At 45.8% G+C, this 14,969-nt stretch carries 13 protein-coding genes; 8 read left to right on the top strand and 5 right to left on the bottom strand.

Annotated features, from left to right (window positions below; translation table 11 throughout):
* Positions 1-323: 323 nt before the first annotated feature.
* Positions 324-2,384: a DNA ligase D gene (gene ligD / locus JT717_RS22470; RefSeq protein WP_205513290.1), complete on the bottom strand. Its 2,061-nt coding sequence runs from the start codon at positions 2,382-2,384 to the stop codon at positions 324-326.
* Between the two features lie 57 nt (positions 2,385-2,441).
* Here ligD and JT717_RS22465 point away from each other — a divergent pair, with 57 nt between their 5' ends.
* Positions 2,442-2,639 carry a KTSC domain-containing protein gene (locus JT717_RS22465; RefSeq protein ID WP_205513289.1) on the top strand — a complete coding sequence of 66 codons (198 nt, stop codon included), beginning with the start codon at positions 2,442-2,444 and terminating at the stop codon, positions 2,637-2,639.
* 29 nt (positions 2,640-2,668) lie between these two features.
* Here JT717_RS22465 and JT717_RS22460 read toward each other — a convergent pair whose 3' ends face one another.
* Together JT717_RS22460 and JT717_RS22455 are read right to left on the bottom strand one after the other, a co-directional pair.
* Complete coding sequence (locus JT717_RS22460) at positions 2,669-4,276, bottom strand: Na+/H+ antiporter (RefSeq protein ID WP_205513288.1); 1,608 nt, start codon at positions 4,274-4,276, stop codon at positions 2,669-2,671.
* Positions 4,277-4,402: 126 nt separating this feature from the next.
* Positions 4,403-4,573 carry a hypothetical protein gene (locus tag JT717_RS22455; protein WP_205513287.1) on the bottom strand — a complete coding sequence of 57 codons (171 nt, stop codon included), beginning with the start codon at positions 4,571-4,573 and terminating at the stop codon, positions 4,403-4,405.
* 349 nt (positions 4,574-4,922) lie between these two features.
* Between JT717_RS22455 and JT717_RS22450 the strand changes: the two genes are divergently transcribed.
* The 3 genes from JT717_RS22450 to JT717_RS22440 all read left to right on the top strand — a co-directional run bounded on the left by JT717_RS22450 (position 4,923) and on the right by JT717_RS22440 (position 8,895).
* Complete coding sequence (locus JT717_RS22450; protein ID WP_205513286.1) at positions 4,923-5,681, top strand: TerC family protein; 759 nt, start codon at positions 4,923-4,925, stop codon at positions 5,679-5,681.
* A 473-nt stretch (positions 5,682-6,154) separates the two neighbouring features.
* Complete coding sequence (locus JT717_RS22445; RefSeq protein ID WP_205513285.1) at positions 6,155-6,661, top strand: hypothetical protein; 507 nt, start codon at positions 6,155-6,157, stop codon at positions 6,659-6,661.
* 14 nt (positions 6,662-6,675) lie between these two features.
* Positions 6,676-8,895, top strand: a complete 2,220-nt coding sequence (locus JT717_RS22440) for a monovalent cation:proton antiporter family protein (RefSeq protein WP_205513284.1) — start codon at positions 6,676-6,678, stop codon at positions 8,893-8,895.
* Between the two features lie 104 nt (positions 8,896-8,999).
* On the opposite strand, the gene JT717_RS22435 is transcribed toward JT717_RS22440, so the two are convergent.
* The gene (locus JT717_RS22435) at positions 9,000-9,467 is read right to left on the bottom strand and encodes an Lrp/AsnC family transcriptional regulator (RefSeq protein WP_205513283.1); all 468 of its coding nucleotides are present in this window, start codon (positions 9,465-9,467) and stop codon (positions 9,000-9,002) included.
* A 151-nt stretch (positions 9,468-9,618) separates the two neighbouring features.
* Here JT717_RS22435 and JT717_RS22430 point away from each other — a divergent pair, with 151 nt between their 5' ends.
* From JT717_RS22430 to JT717_RS22415, 4 genes are all read left to right on the top strand, one after another.
* On the top strand, positions 9,619-10,650 hold the full coding sequence (locus JT717_RS22430) for a PLP-dependent cysteine synthase family protein (protein WP_205513282.1): 1,032 nt from the start codon (positions 9,619-9,621) through the stop codon (positions 10,648-10,650).
* 51 nt (positions 10,651-10,701) lie between these two features.
* Positions 10,702-11,157 (top strand): protein-disulfide reductase DsbD domain-containing protein, encoded by a 456-nt coding sequence (locus JT717_RS22425; protein ID WP_205513281.1) that lies wholly within the window; start codon positions 10,702-10,704, stop codon positions 11,155-11,157.
* 18 nt (positions 11,158-11,175) lie between these two features.
* Entirely contained in the window at positions 11,176-12,855 is a 1,680-nt protein-coding gene (locus JT717_RS22420) for a protein-disulfide reductase DsbD family protein (RefSeq protein ID WP_205513280.1), read from the top strand.
* Between the two features lie 123 nt (positions 12,856-12,978).
* On the top strand, positions 12,979-14,391 hold the full coding sequence (locus JT717_RS22415; RefSeq protein ID WP_205513279.1) for a glycoside hydrolase family 28 protein: 1,413 nt from the start codon (positions 12,979-12,981) through the stop codon (positions 14,389-14,391).
* A gap of 158 nt (positions 14,392-14,549) precedes the next feature.
* On the opposite strand, the gene JT717_RS22410 is transcribed toward JT717_RS22415, so the two are convergent.
* The gene (locus JT717_RS22410) at positions 14,550-14,873 is read right to left on the bottom strand and encodes a hypothetical protein (protein ID WP_240348361.1); all 324 of its coding nucleotides are present in this window, start codon (positions 14,871-14,873) and stop codon (positions 14,550-14,552) included.
* Between the last annotated feature and the right edge of the window lie 96 nt (positions 14,874-14,969).

The following is a 14,969-nucleotide window of genomic DNA, read 5'->3' as shown; positions in this document are numbered from 1 at the left end:
ACGCGGATTGGATCTTTCATATGGCCCCGGCAATCACCTGCTCAAAGCTATTTTATCATGTTCGTGAAGGGGTTCATTAATTGACCTAATAGGTTCGAATTCTGATTAATTGGATGGATCGGGTGCTGGTATTGACGCGTTTGCAGGTAGGAAGGGGAGGAGTTGACAAGTTGGCCAGCTGTTGAAATGTTAATACAGTTGAGAGAAGTTTGAGACAGTAAAAAAACAGTATGCTGGTGTTTCGTTGAACCAACAATGGAGAATTAAATTAGCGGGTGACCGGGAACTGGTCTTATGTTGAAATAAATGAAAATGCTGTACACTTACCTGAACAGCTTTTGTAAGGAAGTAATGGCTTTCTTCATATTGATGCCCTTACCTAAAACAGGCTTGAAGATATCGCCTTGTTCTTTGATGCGGGCCACGGCATTCCTTATGGTAAAATCTTTCATTTTAAGGCCCTTCTTTACTTCTTCCCAATGCAGCGGCATGGATACCGTAGCGCCGGGCTTCGGTCTTAATGAATAGGCGGACGCTAATGTCGCCTGTGGACGGTTCTGTAAGAAGTCGATATAGATCTTTCCTTTTCTGTCGGCAGTAGCCCGTTCAATGCTGGTGAACCGGGGCAACTGCTCGTGAACTATCGTGGCGATCAGGCGGCCGAATTCCCGGCTTTCTTCATACAGGTATTTGGCACCGAGCGGCATGTAGATATGAATACCGGTAGAGCCCGATGTTTTGCAATAATTGGCAATACCGGCGCTATCGAGTACTTCATGCGTGACCTGCGCCGTTTTGATCACCTGTTCGAAGGAATTGTTATCCGGGTCCAGATCAATGACACACCAGTCGGGATTATCGGGTGTATGAACGGTGCTGCTCCAGGGGTTGAGCTCGATACAGCCCAGCGAGGCCATGTACAACACATCCGCTTCCCGAACGGGTACCAGGAAACTCTTTTTTATGCCTTCGCTGGTATAGGGAAATGTCTGGATCCAGGACGGCACTTTGCCCAATACGTTCTTCTGATAAAAACTTTCCCCTTCAATGCCATTTGGGTACCGGTTCAGCGATTGCGGCCGGTCTTTTAGGTAGGGTAGGATCACAGGCGCTACCTGGTAATAATAGTTCAGCATATCGCGCTTGGTGATCTTTTCCTTAGGCCAGTAAATTTTATCGAGATTGCTGAATTTGAGGGTATGTCCGTCAATATTTCGTTCCTGCTGTTTTTCGGCCGGGTTTAACAGCGTTTTCCGTTCACCGGGGGCCCGCCGGGTAATGATCTTTTCTTTATGCAAGATGGATTCCTCAACCAGTTTTTTAACAGGTTTTGCTTTGTCGGCTCTAACATCCTTTGCTTTTTTATCAATGCGCATGCCTTCAAAGGAAGGGTGGCGCATGACCCCATCGCTCGTGATCTCGGCAAATGACACTTCGCAAACGAGTTCCGGTTTTAACCAGGTAGCTGTCGCTTTTGGCGGATTGGGTCTGAACCGCGAAGGCTTGTTGTAATCCGGCTCTACATCAAAAGGGCAGCTCTTTTGAATCAATGGTTTGAACTGCTCCATCATTTCACGCTGTGCCTTATCGGAAAATCCTGTTCCTATTTTCCCTGTATAACGTAATGTATTGTTTTCGAAAACCCCTACCAGCAGGGAACTGAATAATTTTGAAGTGCCTTCATTGCGGGTAAATCCGCCTATGACCACTTCCTGCCGCTGTGCAATTTTTATTTTCAACCAGTCCCTGGTGCGTACATCGGGCAGGTACACACTGTCTGCCTTTTTTGCAATGATCCCTTCCAGGTTCATATTTTTAGCTACTTCGTAGAAGGTAGTGCCGGGCGCGTTAAATGTCTGGCTAAGTTGTATTGCTGAATGCTGGGGCAGGATCTCTTTCAATATTTCGCGGCGCTGTAATAAGGGTACATCAAATAATAAATAACCATCCAGCCAAAGCAGGTCAAACACATAATACAACAGCTCACCATCTGCTTCGCTGCGCCAGTTCTGCAGATCGCCAAAGCTGGAAATGCCTTCTTTGTTTGAAATGATTATTTCGCCATCCAGTACCGCATTTAAATTAAGCTGCTTAAGGGCGGCCGTTATGGGATAGAATTTTTCGTTGAATGATTTGTTATTACGGGATATCAGTGATACCTCATCGCCATAGCAATGGGCGATAGCCCGGTAGCCATCCCATTTCACCTCAAAGATCCAGTTCTCGGCATCGAATGGTTTGTCGACCAGTGTCGCCAGCATGGGGGAGAAATTGACCGGAAAGGGCGCCTTTACCCCCAGGTTCCCTGTAGTTGTCTGACGCACAGGCGTTTTGCGTGTCTGCCGGGAAACGGCCTTTTTTTTCCGACGAGTTATTCCTGCCATAGCGGTAAAAGAGTAATTTTTATGCCATACCGGGCACAATTTTTTAGCGCATGCGGCATGCCTTCATCCGTGGTGGCTCATATCGATTATGATCCGAAATCGTTGATCCTTCGAATTACGTACACATCCGGCCAGGTGTATGATTATCTGCATGTTCCTGCCAGTATTTATGAGGCAATGAAAAAGTCGGGTTCAAAGGGCATTTATCTGAATAAGTTCATAAAGGGGCATTATCCGTTCAAGAAGCTCACGTGAATGAGCAGCCAGATATAGTACCGAATAGTTTAGGAAGCTTCAATAAGTTTCTCCCTGATCTTATATTCTTCCATGTCGATCAGCGACAGGTATTTCCTGATCAGCTCTTCATCGTATTCCTCTTTCTGATTTATTTTGGTCAGCATATCGCGCTGCCTTTGCAGCAGATCGAGGTAGAAGAGTTGAAAGCTTCTCAGGGCGTTTCCGGACAGATTTTGCGGCGCTTGTAATTGCTCGGTCAATAATTTCAGGTCGATCTTCAAGCGCTCGTACAGGTTTTTCAGGTGATCATTGGCTTTTTCTTCGCCCAGTTTTTCTTCAAGGAATTGAATGGAGCATTTGGCGAGCTTTTGTTGAATGAAGAGTTCCTGTTCAAGCTCCGGCTTTCCGGCCTGTGTAAATCGCGGCTTTATTACCCTGATCAGCCAGGGCAATGTAAGTCCCTGAAAAACCAGGGTTACCAGGATCACGATGAAGGTAATAAAAAGGATGAGATTGCGATAGGGGAAGGGCTGATTGCCATTGATGAGCAAAGGAATAGACAATGCGGCCGCCAATGATACCACGCCACGCATACCGGCCCAACCGATGATAAATGGATTGCGCCAGCCCGGGCTCGCATCGGCCACTGTTATAAAACGGCTCATGAAGCGGGTAAACACCGAAGCGCCCAGTGTGCACAGGATGCGGCAAATAATAAGGGCCAAGGCGATGATCAATCCATAAGTGATGGCAGTGCCCATGCTGGTATCGCCCAGTTGTTGAGTTATGGATGGTAATTGCAAGCCGATGAGCATAAATACCAACCCATTTAACACAAAGGAGAGGTTAGCCCACACGTTCACACCTTCGATCCGGCTGCGATAAGTAAACATGCTTTGCCGTTTGCTGCTTAAGAACAAACCGCCGCTCACAACGGCCAGTACACCCGAGAAATGAAAATGTTCCGCACTGAAATACATGCAATATGGCGCTACAAGGGTAAGTATAATTTCTATACTGGCTGTGGTGGGCAACCATTTGATAACAGCGTAGAAAATAAGGGCCACGGCCAGTCCGATGATGGTACCCATAATAATGACCAGGAAAAAGCTGCCTATCGCTTCATTAAAATGGAATTGACCGGTGATCACCGCGGCCATTGCAAAGCGAAATACGATGAGCGAAGAAGCGTCATTGAGCAGGCTTTCCCCTTCTAAAATACTCACCATGCCTTTCGGTACTTTCACCTGGCGCATAATGGTGGAGGCTGAAATGGCATCTGGTGGAGAAACAATACCTCCTAATAAAAATCCGAGGGCCAGGGTAAAACCCGGAATACATGCCCAGGATACAAAGGCGATGACGGTAGAAGTAAGAATAACAATGGGAAATGCAAAACTCATGATCACCCGGCGCCATTTCCAGAATTCTTTCCACGACACCTGCCAGGCTGCTTCATACAGCAGCGGTGGCAGGAAGATAAAGAAAACCAGGTCGGGGTGAATGGTAACATGAGAGAACGAGTCCATAAAACTGAGCGCCAGACCCCCTAAAACCAGTACGATCGGGTAAGCCAGTTTAAGCTTGTTGGCGATCATTACCAGGGCCAGAATGATCAGGATCAAATAAACATACTGTATAAACTGTTGCTGCATGGATGGGTGTTGGGCATAAAAATAGTAAAAGGCCGGTATCTTAAAAAATGACCGCCAGCAGCATAAGATGAAACAGTAAATGCCGCCGGAACATTTACTGTTCAGCGGCATTCTATTTGCGTTTATTTATTTCCGTTCATGAAAAAGGCAGATCACCAATAAAGGAATGGTGATCCACAACATATAGTACCATTTGGGGTGGGAGACCATGCCTCTTTCCAGGACAATGGCGCTTGCCAGTATCAATAGTACAGCAAAAGACATACCCACAGAATCAGATTCTTGCTTCCTGTACATGGCTACAATTTTGCAGTGAAATAATAAATTAACCCGGTTTTACCCGTCAAAAAGATCAGGCGGGAACGAATGTGTTATGGTATTTGTAAGTGGAGAAGTAGTACAGTCGGGGACAAAAAGGGACAAACTCGGGAAATGACCAGGTAACACTATTACTAATGTCAAGTATAACATACCTGACGAAATTGGTAACCCGTTTATATAAAATTATCCCGGTCATTTATTCCAATTTACTAAAAGAAAGCAGGTATATCAATACCTCCACATTAATAGTTCGTTAAAACTAACCGGATCCCTTTGCTTTGGCTGCCGATATTAAGTTAATTTTGAAATTTTTGAACCGGCATATATGGAAGTTATAGTTGCATTATTGACCCTGATATTACTGGAAGTTGTTCTTGGAATAGATAATATCATTTTTATTTCGATCGTTACCGGGCGGCTGCCCGTGCATCAGCAAAAGAAAGGACGCAGGATCGGATTGCTGTTGGCCATGGTGATGCGTTTGCTGTTGCTGACGGTGATGTCGTGGATCCTGAAACTGGAAAAAGAACTTTTTACGGTATTCAATACCGGCATTTCAGGTAAAGACCTTATTTTGATCGGTGGTGGCCTGTTCCTCCTCTACAAAAGCGCCTCGGAGATCTATCATAAAATGGAAGGGGAGGCGGGTGATACTTCAAAGGAGATTAAAGTAACGGGTTTCCGCAGCGCTATTGGTCAGATCCTGGTGCTCGACCTGGTGTTCTCGGTAGATAGCATCATTACTGCGGTGGGTATGGTGGACGAACTTTGGGTAATGTATGTGGCAGTGATCGTGAGCGTGGGCATCATGTTATTTGCTGCAGAACCGGTAAGCAATTTTGTGAACAGGCATCCTGCTTTTAAAATGCTTGCACTTAGCTTTTTATTACTGATCGGATTCGCCCTCATCGGGGAGGGGATCGGGTTGCATATACCCAAAGGTTATATTTATTTCTCGATGGCTTTTGCGCTGCTCGTGGATCTGTTCCAGATGCGAATGAACAGGCCCCGTAAAGCCACCAGCGTACAAACGCGCGAGCACTATTTACCTGGCGAAGCTGAAAAAGTGAAAGGAGGTTTATAGGCTTTTCACTTTTTTATGCGGGCTTATTGGGTTAAATTTGCATGGTGCGATACATAATTCTTTTATGCATATTAGTTATTCATCTTGGTAAGTGTTTTACTGCGGAGGCAGGAACGCGCTTACCGGCAAAAAATGTATCCACCGAAAAAAAGGCCAGTCTCTCACCTGCCGATCTTTTGCGAAATGAATCCGGTGAAGTGGTCCGCTCCTTTCAGTTAGCCGCTTTCCGTACTTCCCCAAGAGATCACCGGTTCACTGATGGAATAATAACGGTTAACAAGCTCAGTACCTGTTTCGCTGATCATCTGCAGAAACGCTTTACGCTCTTTCCTGCTACACAGGGGAAAGCCCTGATCAGGCTACTCTTATTTCCCAATCACTATTTCTGGTAAGCGCTGTTTGTTTTTGAACAGCCTGATTGTTTAATGATCTCCTGGTCATTAACAGATTTCTATTACCTAAACTGAACACATATGTCAGACATAGTGATCGTACTGCTATTACTGGTACCCATCCTTATTGTTGTTATCATTTTAAATAATGCCAATAAAAAGCGTAAAAGATCTGCGCAAAAAAAGATCAACGCCTGTATTGCAGAAGCCACCCGCCAAACCGGTATTTCGAATTATTTCAGGAAACAGCTCCTGCATCAAACCGTAATTATTGATGAAAAGCAAAAGAAACTGCTGATCGTTGAACATAATGATGTTTTTTCATTTGATGTTTTTCCGATCGATGCCATTACAGGCAACGAAGTAATGAACCAGAAAATGACCTTCACGCCCGAAGGAAAAGGTCAAAGAACGGAACATATTACAACCAGGATCGGAGTTGAGCTTAGATTCAAAAAAACAGCAGACACTAAGTTCCTTACTTTATATGATCATCATGAACATAATATCTACTTAATGGCTGACCTGGAAAAGGAGGCCCATCAATTGCGGGATAAAATTGAAAAAGCCAGCAATGGTATCCAATAACAAACTACGCTACTATGGGACATTTACCGCATTTGATAACCGACCTGGCACTGATCCTCGGAGCAGCAGCGATCAGTACGCTCATCTTCAAGCGGCTTAAACAGCCGCTTGTATTGGGGTATATCATAGCCGGTTTCCTGGTGGGCCCCTATGTTCATTTTATACCCACTGTTGTAGATAAGGAAAATGTGGAGACCCTGGCGGAAATGGGCGTGATCTTTTTGCTGTTCAGCCTGGGCCTTGAATTCAGCTTCAAAAAACTGATCCGCGTTGGTGGGGCGGCTTCCATTACCGCCCTGGTGGAAATAGTATTTATAACGGTAGCCGGTCTCTTTCTGGGGCGCTTGATGAACTGGAGCACGATGGACAGTCTTTTCCTGGGGGGTATGCTGGCCAGTTCTTCCACCACCATCATTCTGCGGGCATTTGATGAATTGGGACTGAAAACGAAAGCCTTTGCCGGCATTGTTTTCGGGGTATTGATCGTAGAAGATATTGTTGTGATCCTGCTGATGGTATTACTTTCAACGGTGGCGGTGACGCGGGTATTTGAAGGTTCGGAAATGCTGTTTACAATTCTCAAGCTTATCTTCTTCTTAGTGTTGTGGTTTATCGGCGGTATTTTTCTGTTGCCCACTTTGCTGAAGAAGGCTAAAAAGATAATGACCGAAGAGATCCTGCTGATCAGTTCGCTGGCGCTTTGTTTGGGCATGGTGGTACTGGCTACCGTGGTTGGCTTTTCTGCTGAACTGGGCGCCTTTGTGATGGGGTCAATCATTGCTGAAACCACGTCGGCCGAAAAAATTGAGCATTTATTGAAGCCTGTAAAAGATCTTTTTGGCGCTATATTTTTTACATCGGTAGGTATGATGATCGATCCGGCGAATATGGTAGCGTATGCACAACCTATATTCTATGTAACCTTACTTACTTTATTCGGCAAACTGATCAGCACCACCCTGGGCGCCCTGTTATCAGGGCAGCCGTTGAAACAATCCGTTCAGGTGGGTATGAGCATGGCCCAGATCGGTGAGTTCGCATTCATTGTAGCTACCCTGGGATTATCATTGGGCGTAACTTCTGCCTTCCTGTTCCCGGTGGCGGTAGGTGCTTCGGCCATTACCACTTTTACAACACCTTACCTAATTAAGTTGTCGGGGCCCCTGTACCAGTGGCTTGAAAAAGTATTGCCTGCAAGGCTTATTAACCGGCTGAACAAATACAGTTCTGCAACGAAGAATGTGGCGGTCACCAGTGAATGGCGGCAGTTTATCAGGTCAACCGTTATCAACGGCGTTTTACTAAGTATCATCATTATTGCCATCATCGTCTTTTCGTCGCAATATGTAGAGCCCTGGATCAATAAGAACGGGGATTCCCTGCCTTTAAAAATCGGTACCTGTTTGCTCGCTTTATTAATACTGAGCCCCTTTCTTTGGGCGCTTGCCATTCGATCGCCCTCAGATGTTTACAAAAAGGTGATGGATGATTCCCGGTTCAAGGGCACTTTTTATGTAGTACGGTTTATCAGGCTGGCGCTGGTGGCTTTTTATATCGGCTTTTTACTGCACCGGTTCTTCAATTTATATACGGGTATCTTTTTCACGGCCTTCACTCTTTTATTGCTGTTGATCTTTTCAAAGAAGATCCAGGCTTTGTATCATAAGCTGGAGCACCGGTTCGTATCTAATCTGAATGCCAGGGAAGTAGAAAGCTCCCGGCTGAACCGTACCGAACTGGCGCCCTGGGATGCACATATTGTTCCGGTGATAGTGCCTGTACGCGCTGCCTGTGTAGGTAAAACGCTGAATGAATTGCAATGGCGCGAGATCATTGGCGTAAATGTCGTAATGATAAAACGGGAAGATTACCAGATCGCCCTGCCCGGCAGGGAGCAGGTGATCTACCCGAACGATACATTACTCGTGTTAGGTACCGATCACCAGATCCAGCGGTTGAAAGTACTGATCAGGGCTGAAACAGAACCTGTACAGCAGGATATGAACGATGTGGCATTGTTTAATTATTACGTCACTGAAAAGGATGCCCTGGCGGGCCATACGATCCGGAAATCGGGACTGCGCGAAAAAGCCAACGCGATCGTGGTGGGTATAGAGCGGAATAATGACCGCATCTTAAATCCCGAATCTGATACCGTGCTGCAGCCCAATGACAGCCTGTTTATTGTTGGCGACCCCAGGCAAATAAAAGCGTTGTTATTACAATCAAAATAATACATGGCGCTGCACCAGGAAAGAAGGCCATGTTTCGCTGTTTGTCGCTAGTGTTTTTTGGAATCTGTAGATCAAGGGGATCCGGTGCAGCGGATCCCTTTTGTTTATATGGGATAAGCTGTAATACTCTTCGTTTCCGATAAAACAAAAAAGCTTTGCACGGTGGTAATATTCGGCAACGTTGCCAGCTTATTGCGATAAAAGTCGTGATAGGCGTCCATGTCGCTGGTAGCAATGCGCAATATGAAATCGAATGTGCCCGTCATTTGAAAACATTCCATCACTTCAGGAAAGCGCGAGACTTCTTTTTCAAAGGTAGCCAGGGTTTGCGCCGTATGGTCATTGAGTAATACATGTGAGAACGCAATTAGCCCTTTATTTATCTTTTTCCGGTCGAGCAAGGCTACGATCTTTTTGATATAACCCTGTTCCTTCAGCTTTCGAACCCGTTCGTGAACAGTAGCTACCGATCTGTTAAGCTCGAAAGCGATCTCCTTATTGGTAAGAGAGGCATCTTTTTGTAAAAGCCGCAGTATTTGCCAGTCAACTGCATCTAATTCGGTTGGGTGCATAGTGAAAAAAATATCAGTAAAACCTGTATGTGTAATGCATTGTCCGAATAAAATTAAGAAAACAGGGCCGTTATCCATAAAATTTCCGGTAAAACGGCTAACCTATTGGAAAGAATCGTTATCTCCACCAATTTTAGTGAAAATTCAGTACATGCCTGCAACAGAAAAAGCCCCTGCATTTGAGCACAAATTCCGGCAACTATGGAAGCTGGTGGGTAACACGCCGATGCTCGAGTTGCAGTACATGTTCAAAGGCGCTGCTCACAGCATTTATGTAAAATGTGAGCATTATAATTTAACAGGCAGTATTAAAGACCGTATGGCGCTGTACATTCTGCAAGAGGCATACCGGCAGGGCAGAATACAGCCTGAAGATAAAATTGTAGAAGCAACCAGCGGCAATACAGGCATTGCCTTTGCCGCCATTGGCAAAGCGCTGGGCCATGATGTGAAGATCATTATGCCCGACTGGTTATCGCGCGAACGCATGCACATCATCAAAAGCCTGGGTGCAGAGATAGAGCTGGTGAGCAAAGCGCAGGGTGGTTTCCTGGGCAGCATCCGGTTAAGTGAAGCGCTGTATGCACGGGGCGGTGTATTTCTGCCAAGGCAATTTGAGAATGATCACAACGCAGCGGCACATGCGCATACCACCGGCCGTGAAATATGGCTGCAACTGCAGCATTATGGCTTAGAACCCAACGCGTTTATTGCAGGGGTAGGAACCGGTGGAACCGTTATGGGCGTAGGCCAGTATTTAAGAAGTCAGCAGCCGGAGATTCTGGTGCATCCACTGGAGCCGGCTGAGTCGCCTACCTTAACTACCGGTTATAAGGTAGGCAGCCATCGCATCCAGGGCATCTCCGATGAATTCATTCCGGCCATCGTAAAACTGGAAGAACTTGATGAAGTTGTGCAGGCGCACGATGGCGATGCCATTTTAATGGCGCAGCAATTGGCCAAAGAACTGGGATTGGCAGTCGGGATATCATCAGGTGCCAATGTCATCGGTGCTATAAAAGTGAAAGAAAAATTAGGCAAAGAGGCTGTGGTAGTAACTATTTTGCCTGACAGCAATAAGAAATATCTCAGTACCGACCTGGTAAAAGAAGAACCGGTGAAAGAAGCTTATATGACGCCCCAGATCAGTTTTACCGGGTACAACACCATCAGCAGACTTTAAACCGCATCCTTATAAGATTGCACTATTAATTCCTGAACACAACTATTGTTTATGCGTTTGACAACGAAATTATTTTTCGCTGCATTGCTCGTATTGTCTTTGCAAAGCCTGAGTGCCCAAATATTGAAGCCGGTGCGCTGGAGCTACGGCGCCAAAAAGATCAATGCGACCGAGGCTGTTGTATTTATAAAAGCCACGATCGATGAAGGCTGGCATTTATATTCTCAACATGTAAGTGAGGGTGGACCGGTTAAAACAACATTTAGTTTTCCTGCTTCAAAAGATTACACTTTGAATGGCGCTACCCAGGAGCCAAAGCCCATTGTGCGAATGGAAAGCGCCTTTAACATGCAGGTGGCATTTTTTGAAAAATCGGTGATCTTTCAGCAAAGGATAAAGCTGAAAAAGCTGCAGACAACGGTAAAGGGCAGTGTAGAGTATATGACCTGCAATGATGAAAAATGTTTACCGCCCGATACGCAATCATTCAGCATTCCTATTAAGTAATTGCTTACTTCTTTAATTATGTCAATTCGATTCGCCCGGCATATCAGCCTGTGCAGTTTGTTGTTGATCCTTCTTATGCTCACCGGCCTGCAATTGGGGTACAGCCAGGATACCGTTTCCACAGAGGATGTGGAGTTCACACCCATCACGGATAGCGTTCCTGCTGCAACAGATACAATGACTAAGGCTGTTATAGATACTGCTGTTGTTATACCTGCGGTTGTACAAGGGGCTGATGCTGCTGCGCCGCAAACCCTGCCCGCCCTCTTTATTGCCGGCTTGCTGGGCGGTTTTGCTGCGGTGCTCATGCCCTGCATTTTTCCCATGCTGCCCATGACCGTAAGCTTTTTTACCAAAGGCTCGAATGCTTCGAACGCAAAGGGCGCCATCGGGAAAGCGCTCATCTATGGGTGTAGTATCATCCTGCTGTACGTATTGCTGGGACTGCTGATTACAATACTGTTTGGCGCCGATGCATTGAACGATCTGTCGACGAATGGCATTTTCAATTTTTTCTTTTTCCTGTTACTGGTCGTTTTTGCCGCTTCTTTCCTGGGCGCCTTTGAGATCGTATTGCCTTCTGGTTGGGTGAATAAGGTGAGTAACAGATCAGGCGGCAGGGGGTTGACCGCTATCTTCTTTATGGCGGCTACCTTGGCGCTTGTGTCTTTTAGTTGTACTGGTCCCATCATTGGCACCCTGCTGGTGCAGGCGGCTACAACCGGTGCTTTGCTGGGGCCGGCTGTGGGCATGTTTGGATTCTCGCTGGCCCTGGCCATGCCTTTCACCCTGTTCGCTTTATTTCCTTCCTGGTTAAATGCATTACCGCGCTCGGGGGGCTGGCTTAACAGCGTGAAAGTAACATTGGGTTTTATTGAGCTGGCGCTGGCCTTAAAATTTCTCAGCAACGTAGACCTGGCTTATCACTGGAACTGGTTCGACCGGGAAGTGTTCCTGGTATTGTGGATCGTGATCTTTGGATTGCTGGGCATGTATCTTTTGGGAAAACTGCGGTTCAGTCATGACAGTGCAGTAACCCATATTACCGTGCCCCGCTTATCGCTCGCGATCATTTGCCTTTCTTTTACCCTTTATCTCGTACCGGGTTTATGGGGTGCTCCCCTGAAAAGCGTAAGTGCTTTTCTGCCGCCGATGTCGAGCCAGGATTTTGATCTCTCCTCTGGTACAGGTAATAGCCATGAAAAACTTAAAACCATTGATCTGCCTCGTAAGTACGCCGGTCTTTTCGAGGCGCCAAAAGGATTTCAACCTTTTTTTGATTATGAAGAAGGTATAGCCTACGCTCAACATACAGGTAAGCCGGTAATGATCGATTTTACCGGCCATGCCTGTGTGAACTGCCGCAAAATGGAAGCGAATGTGTGGCCTGATGACGAAGTGGCCAAACTGATCAACGATGAGTATGTGCTGATACAATTGTATGTGGATGATAAAACCAGTTTGCCGCAAGCCGAACAATATACAACGCCCGAAGGCCGCCGGATAAAAACGATCGGCAATAAATGGAGTTTCCTGCAGACGAGTGCATTTAAAGCCAACTCACAACCATTTTATGTGTTGCTCGATCCAAAAACAAAACAATTACTGGCGCCACCACAAGGCGCCGATTACGATATAATGCGCTATAAACAGTTCCTGCAAAGCGGCCTGGCGTCATATGAAAAGCTGGCACATTAAAAGCATATTCCTCCCCTTTAATAATGCCCTGGCAACTGCCGGGGTTTTTTTATAGGTATAACTGATTGAGCGGTATTTTGTCCTAATTTAATGGCTCATTCCATGACAATTAAAATTAATTTGATGAAACTTCCTTTGACCGCCACTGTGCTTTTTCTTTTATTTGCATCCGTAATAAAAGGACAATCGAAAGTGTGGACTACAACAGCGCAGCCATTAAAAGAGATCGAGCAGTTACGGAAGCTGATTAAAGCACCGGTTTTCAAGAAAAAAGATTTTGTGGTAACCAGTTATGGCGCCAAAGGTGATGGAGTTACTAAAGATACGGAAGCCTTTAGAAAAGCGATCGAAGCCTGTAATGCCAATGGAGGCGGAAGGGTAGTGGTGCCTGCCGGCAAATTTCTTACCGGCCCCATCTATCTGAAGAGTAACGTAAATCTTCATTTGCAGGACAATGCTACTATTGTTTTCAGCCAGGATCCCAAAGATTACCCCATTGTTTTTACTCGCTGGGAAGGCATGGAATGTATGAATTATTCTCCCCAGATCTATGCCTGGAAAGAAGAAAATATAGCTGTAACCGGCACGGGTACACTGGATGGCAACGCCAATAAGGAAGCCTGGTGGCCCTGGTGCGGAAGTCCAAGATATGGCTGGAAGCAGGGCGTGCCGAGGCAGCAGCCAGACAGGGACAGCCTGCACGTGTTAATGCACAATAATGTTGATCCGCGGAAAAGAGTATTTGGAGAAGGCCATTACTTACGGCCCAGTATGTTACAGCCTTACCATTGTAAAAATATCCTGATCTCCGGCGTTACGATGATCAGCTCACCAATGTGGTTTATCAATCCTGTTTTGTGTGAAAATGTAACGGTAGAAAAAGTAAGGGTAGAATCGAGAGGACCCAATACCGATGGATGCGACCCCGAAGCCTGTAAGAATGTTTTGATCAGGGATTGCTATTTTGACACCGGTGATGATTGTATTGCCATTAAATCAGGGCGTGATGAAGATGGCAGAAGGATCGGCCGCCCGGCAGAGAACCATCTTATTGAAGGTTGCCAAATGAAAGCAGGACATGGCGGTGTGGTGATCGGCAGTGAGATCGCCGGTGGCGCCAGAAATATCTATGCCATCAATTGTACTATGAGCAGTCCCCAGCTCGAACGCGTATTGCGGATAAAAACAAGTTCATCAAGAGGCGGCATCATCGAGAATGTGTTCATGAAAGATGTTAAAGTAGGCACCTACAAAGATGCAGCGGTGCATTGTAATATGTTCTATGAGAAGCCGGGTAAGTTCATTCCAACTATCCGCAATATCTGGGTAGAGAACCTGGATGTTGAAGATGGCGGCGAATACGGCGTGTATGTGCGCGCCTATAAAGAATCACCGGTGCAAAATCTGAAGATCGTCAACAGTACTATAAATGGCGTTAAAACGCCCATGCAGGTAGATCATGTGAAGGAAATGAACCTGCAGAATGTGATGATCAACGGGGAGCCGGCAAAACTGACCACTGCACCTGCCATGTAATAAAGCCGGTATACAGGCTGCCCGTGGCCATTATGCAGGAGCGGAAAGCGGCTTCACTAAATAAATTGAAAGAGGATCCTCGTTGGGGTCCTCTTTTTATTCAGTCAACAGGTGCTGAACGCTCACTTCCGCTTCATGTAAATTGTTACATATATTAATTAATAATCTGCCTGTCCGATCTCGAGTTTATAGATCTTATTGTTGGCGTCGATATGAAATTTGAAATAGGTCTTGAAATTGCCCCAGGTATCGCTATGGAATTTTCCGTAAATGGAGCGGCCATTGTTTTTTACGATGTCAACACTGGTAAATCGTTCGGTACCTATGGCTTCGGTCGAAAACTTATGAAAGTTCCGGGGATGGCCATCATCGAGTAATTGCGCTTCCTTTGTGAAATATGAAAGCCATAATTGCGAATCTCCTTTTTGCCAGGCCTCAAACGCCCCTTTTACAATGGGATTGGTAAGTTTGCTTGTATCCATATATATTGTTTTAGCATAGTGTTTATTGCATTCACTTTTTACCTCGGCAACTAAACTGCCTGCTGATAATATAAAAGCGATCATGATTCTTGGGAT

The organism is Longitalea arenae (assembly GCF_016924755.1).
Classification (GTDB): domain Bacteria; phylum Bacteroidota; class Bacteroidia; order Chitinophagales; family Chitinophagaceae; genus Niastella; species Niastella arenae.
Note: the sequence above shows the minus strand (reverse complement) of the source record. Positions and strands in the feature narration are given on the sequence as shown.

Excerpts from the sequence above, each read along its gene's own strand:
- ligD (WP_205513290.1), bottom strand. The coding sequence starts at position 2,384 with ATGGCAGGAATAACTCGTCGGAAAAAAAAGGCCGTTTCCCGGCAGACA.
- JT717_RS22465 (WP_205513289.1), top strand. The coding sequence starts at position 2,442 with ATGCCTTCATCCGTGGTGGCTCATATCGATTATGATCCGAAATCGTTG.
- JT717_RS22460 (WP_205513288.1), bottom strand. The coding sequence starts at position 4,276 with ATGCAGCAACAGTTTATACAGTATGTTTATTTGATCCTGATCATTCTG.
- JT717_RS22455 (WP_205513287.1), bottom strand. The coding sequence starts at position 4,573 with ATGTACAGGAAGCAAGAATCTGATTCTGTGGGTATGTCTTTTGCTGTA.
- JT717_RS22450 (WP_205513286.1), top strand. The coding sequence starts at position 4,923 with ATGGAAGTTATAGTTGCATTATTGACCCTGATATTACTGGAAGTTGTT.
- JT717_RS22445 (WP_205513285.1), top strand. The coding sequence starts at position 6,155 with ATGTCAGACATAGTGATCGTACTGCTATTACTGGTACCCATCCTTATT.
- JT717_RS22440 (WP_205513284.1), top strand. The coding sequence starts at position 6,676 with ATGGGACATTTACCGCATTTGATAACCGACCTGGCACTGATCCTCGGA.
- JT717_RS22435 (WP_205513283.1), bottom strand. The coding sequence starts at position 9,467 with ATGCACCCAACCGAATTAGATGCAGTTGACTGGCAAATACTGCGGCTT.
- JT717_RS22430 (WP_205513282.1), top strand. The coding sequence starts at position 9,619 with ATGCCTGCAACAGAAAAAGCCCCTGCATTTGAGCACAAATTCCGGCAA.
- JT717_RS22425 (WP_205513281.1), top strand. The coding sequence starts at position 10,702 with ATGCGTTTGACAACGAAATTATTTTTCGCTGCATTGCTCGTATTGTCT.
- JT717_RS22420 (WP_205513280.1), top strand. The coding sequence starts at position 11,176 with ATGTCAATTCGATTCGCCCGGCATATCAGCCTGTGCAGTTTGTTGTTG.
- JT717_RS22415 (WP_205513279.1), top strand. The coding sequence starts at position 12,979 with ATGAAACTTCCTTTGACCGCCACTGTGCTTTTTCTTTTATTTGCATCC.
- JT717_RS22410 (WP_240348361.1), bottom strand. The coding sequence starts at position 14,873 with ATGGATACAAGCAAACTTACCAATCCCATTGTAAAAGGGGCGTTTGAG.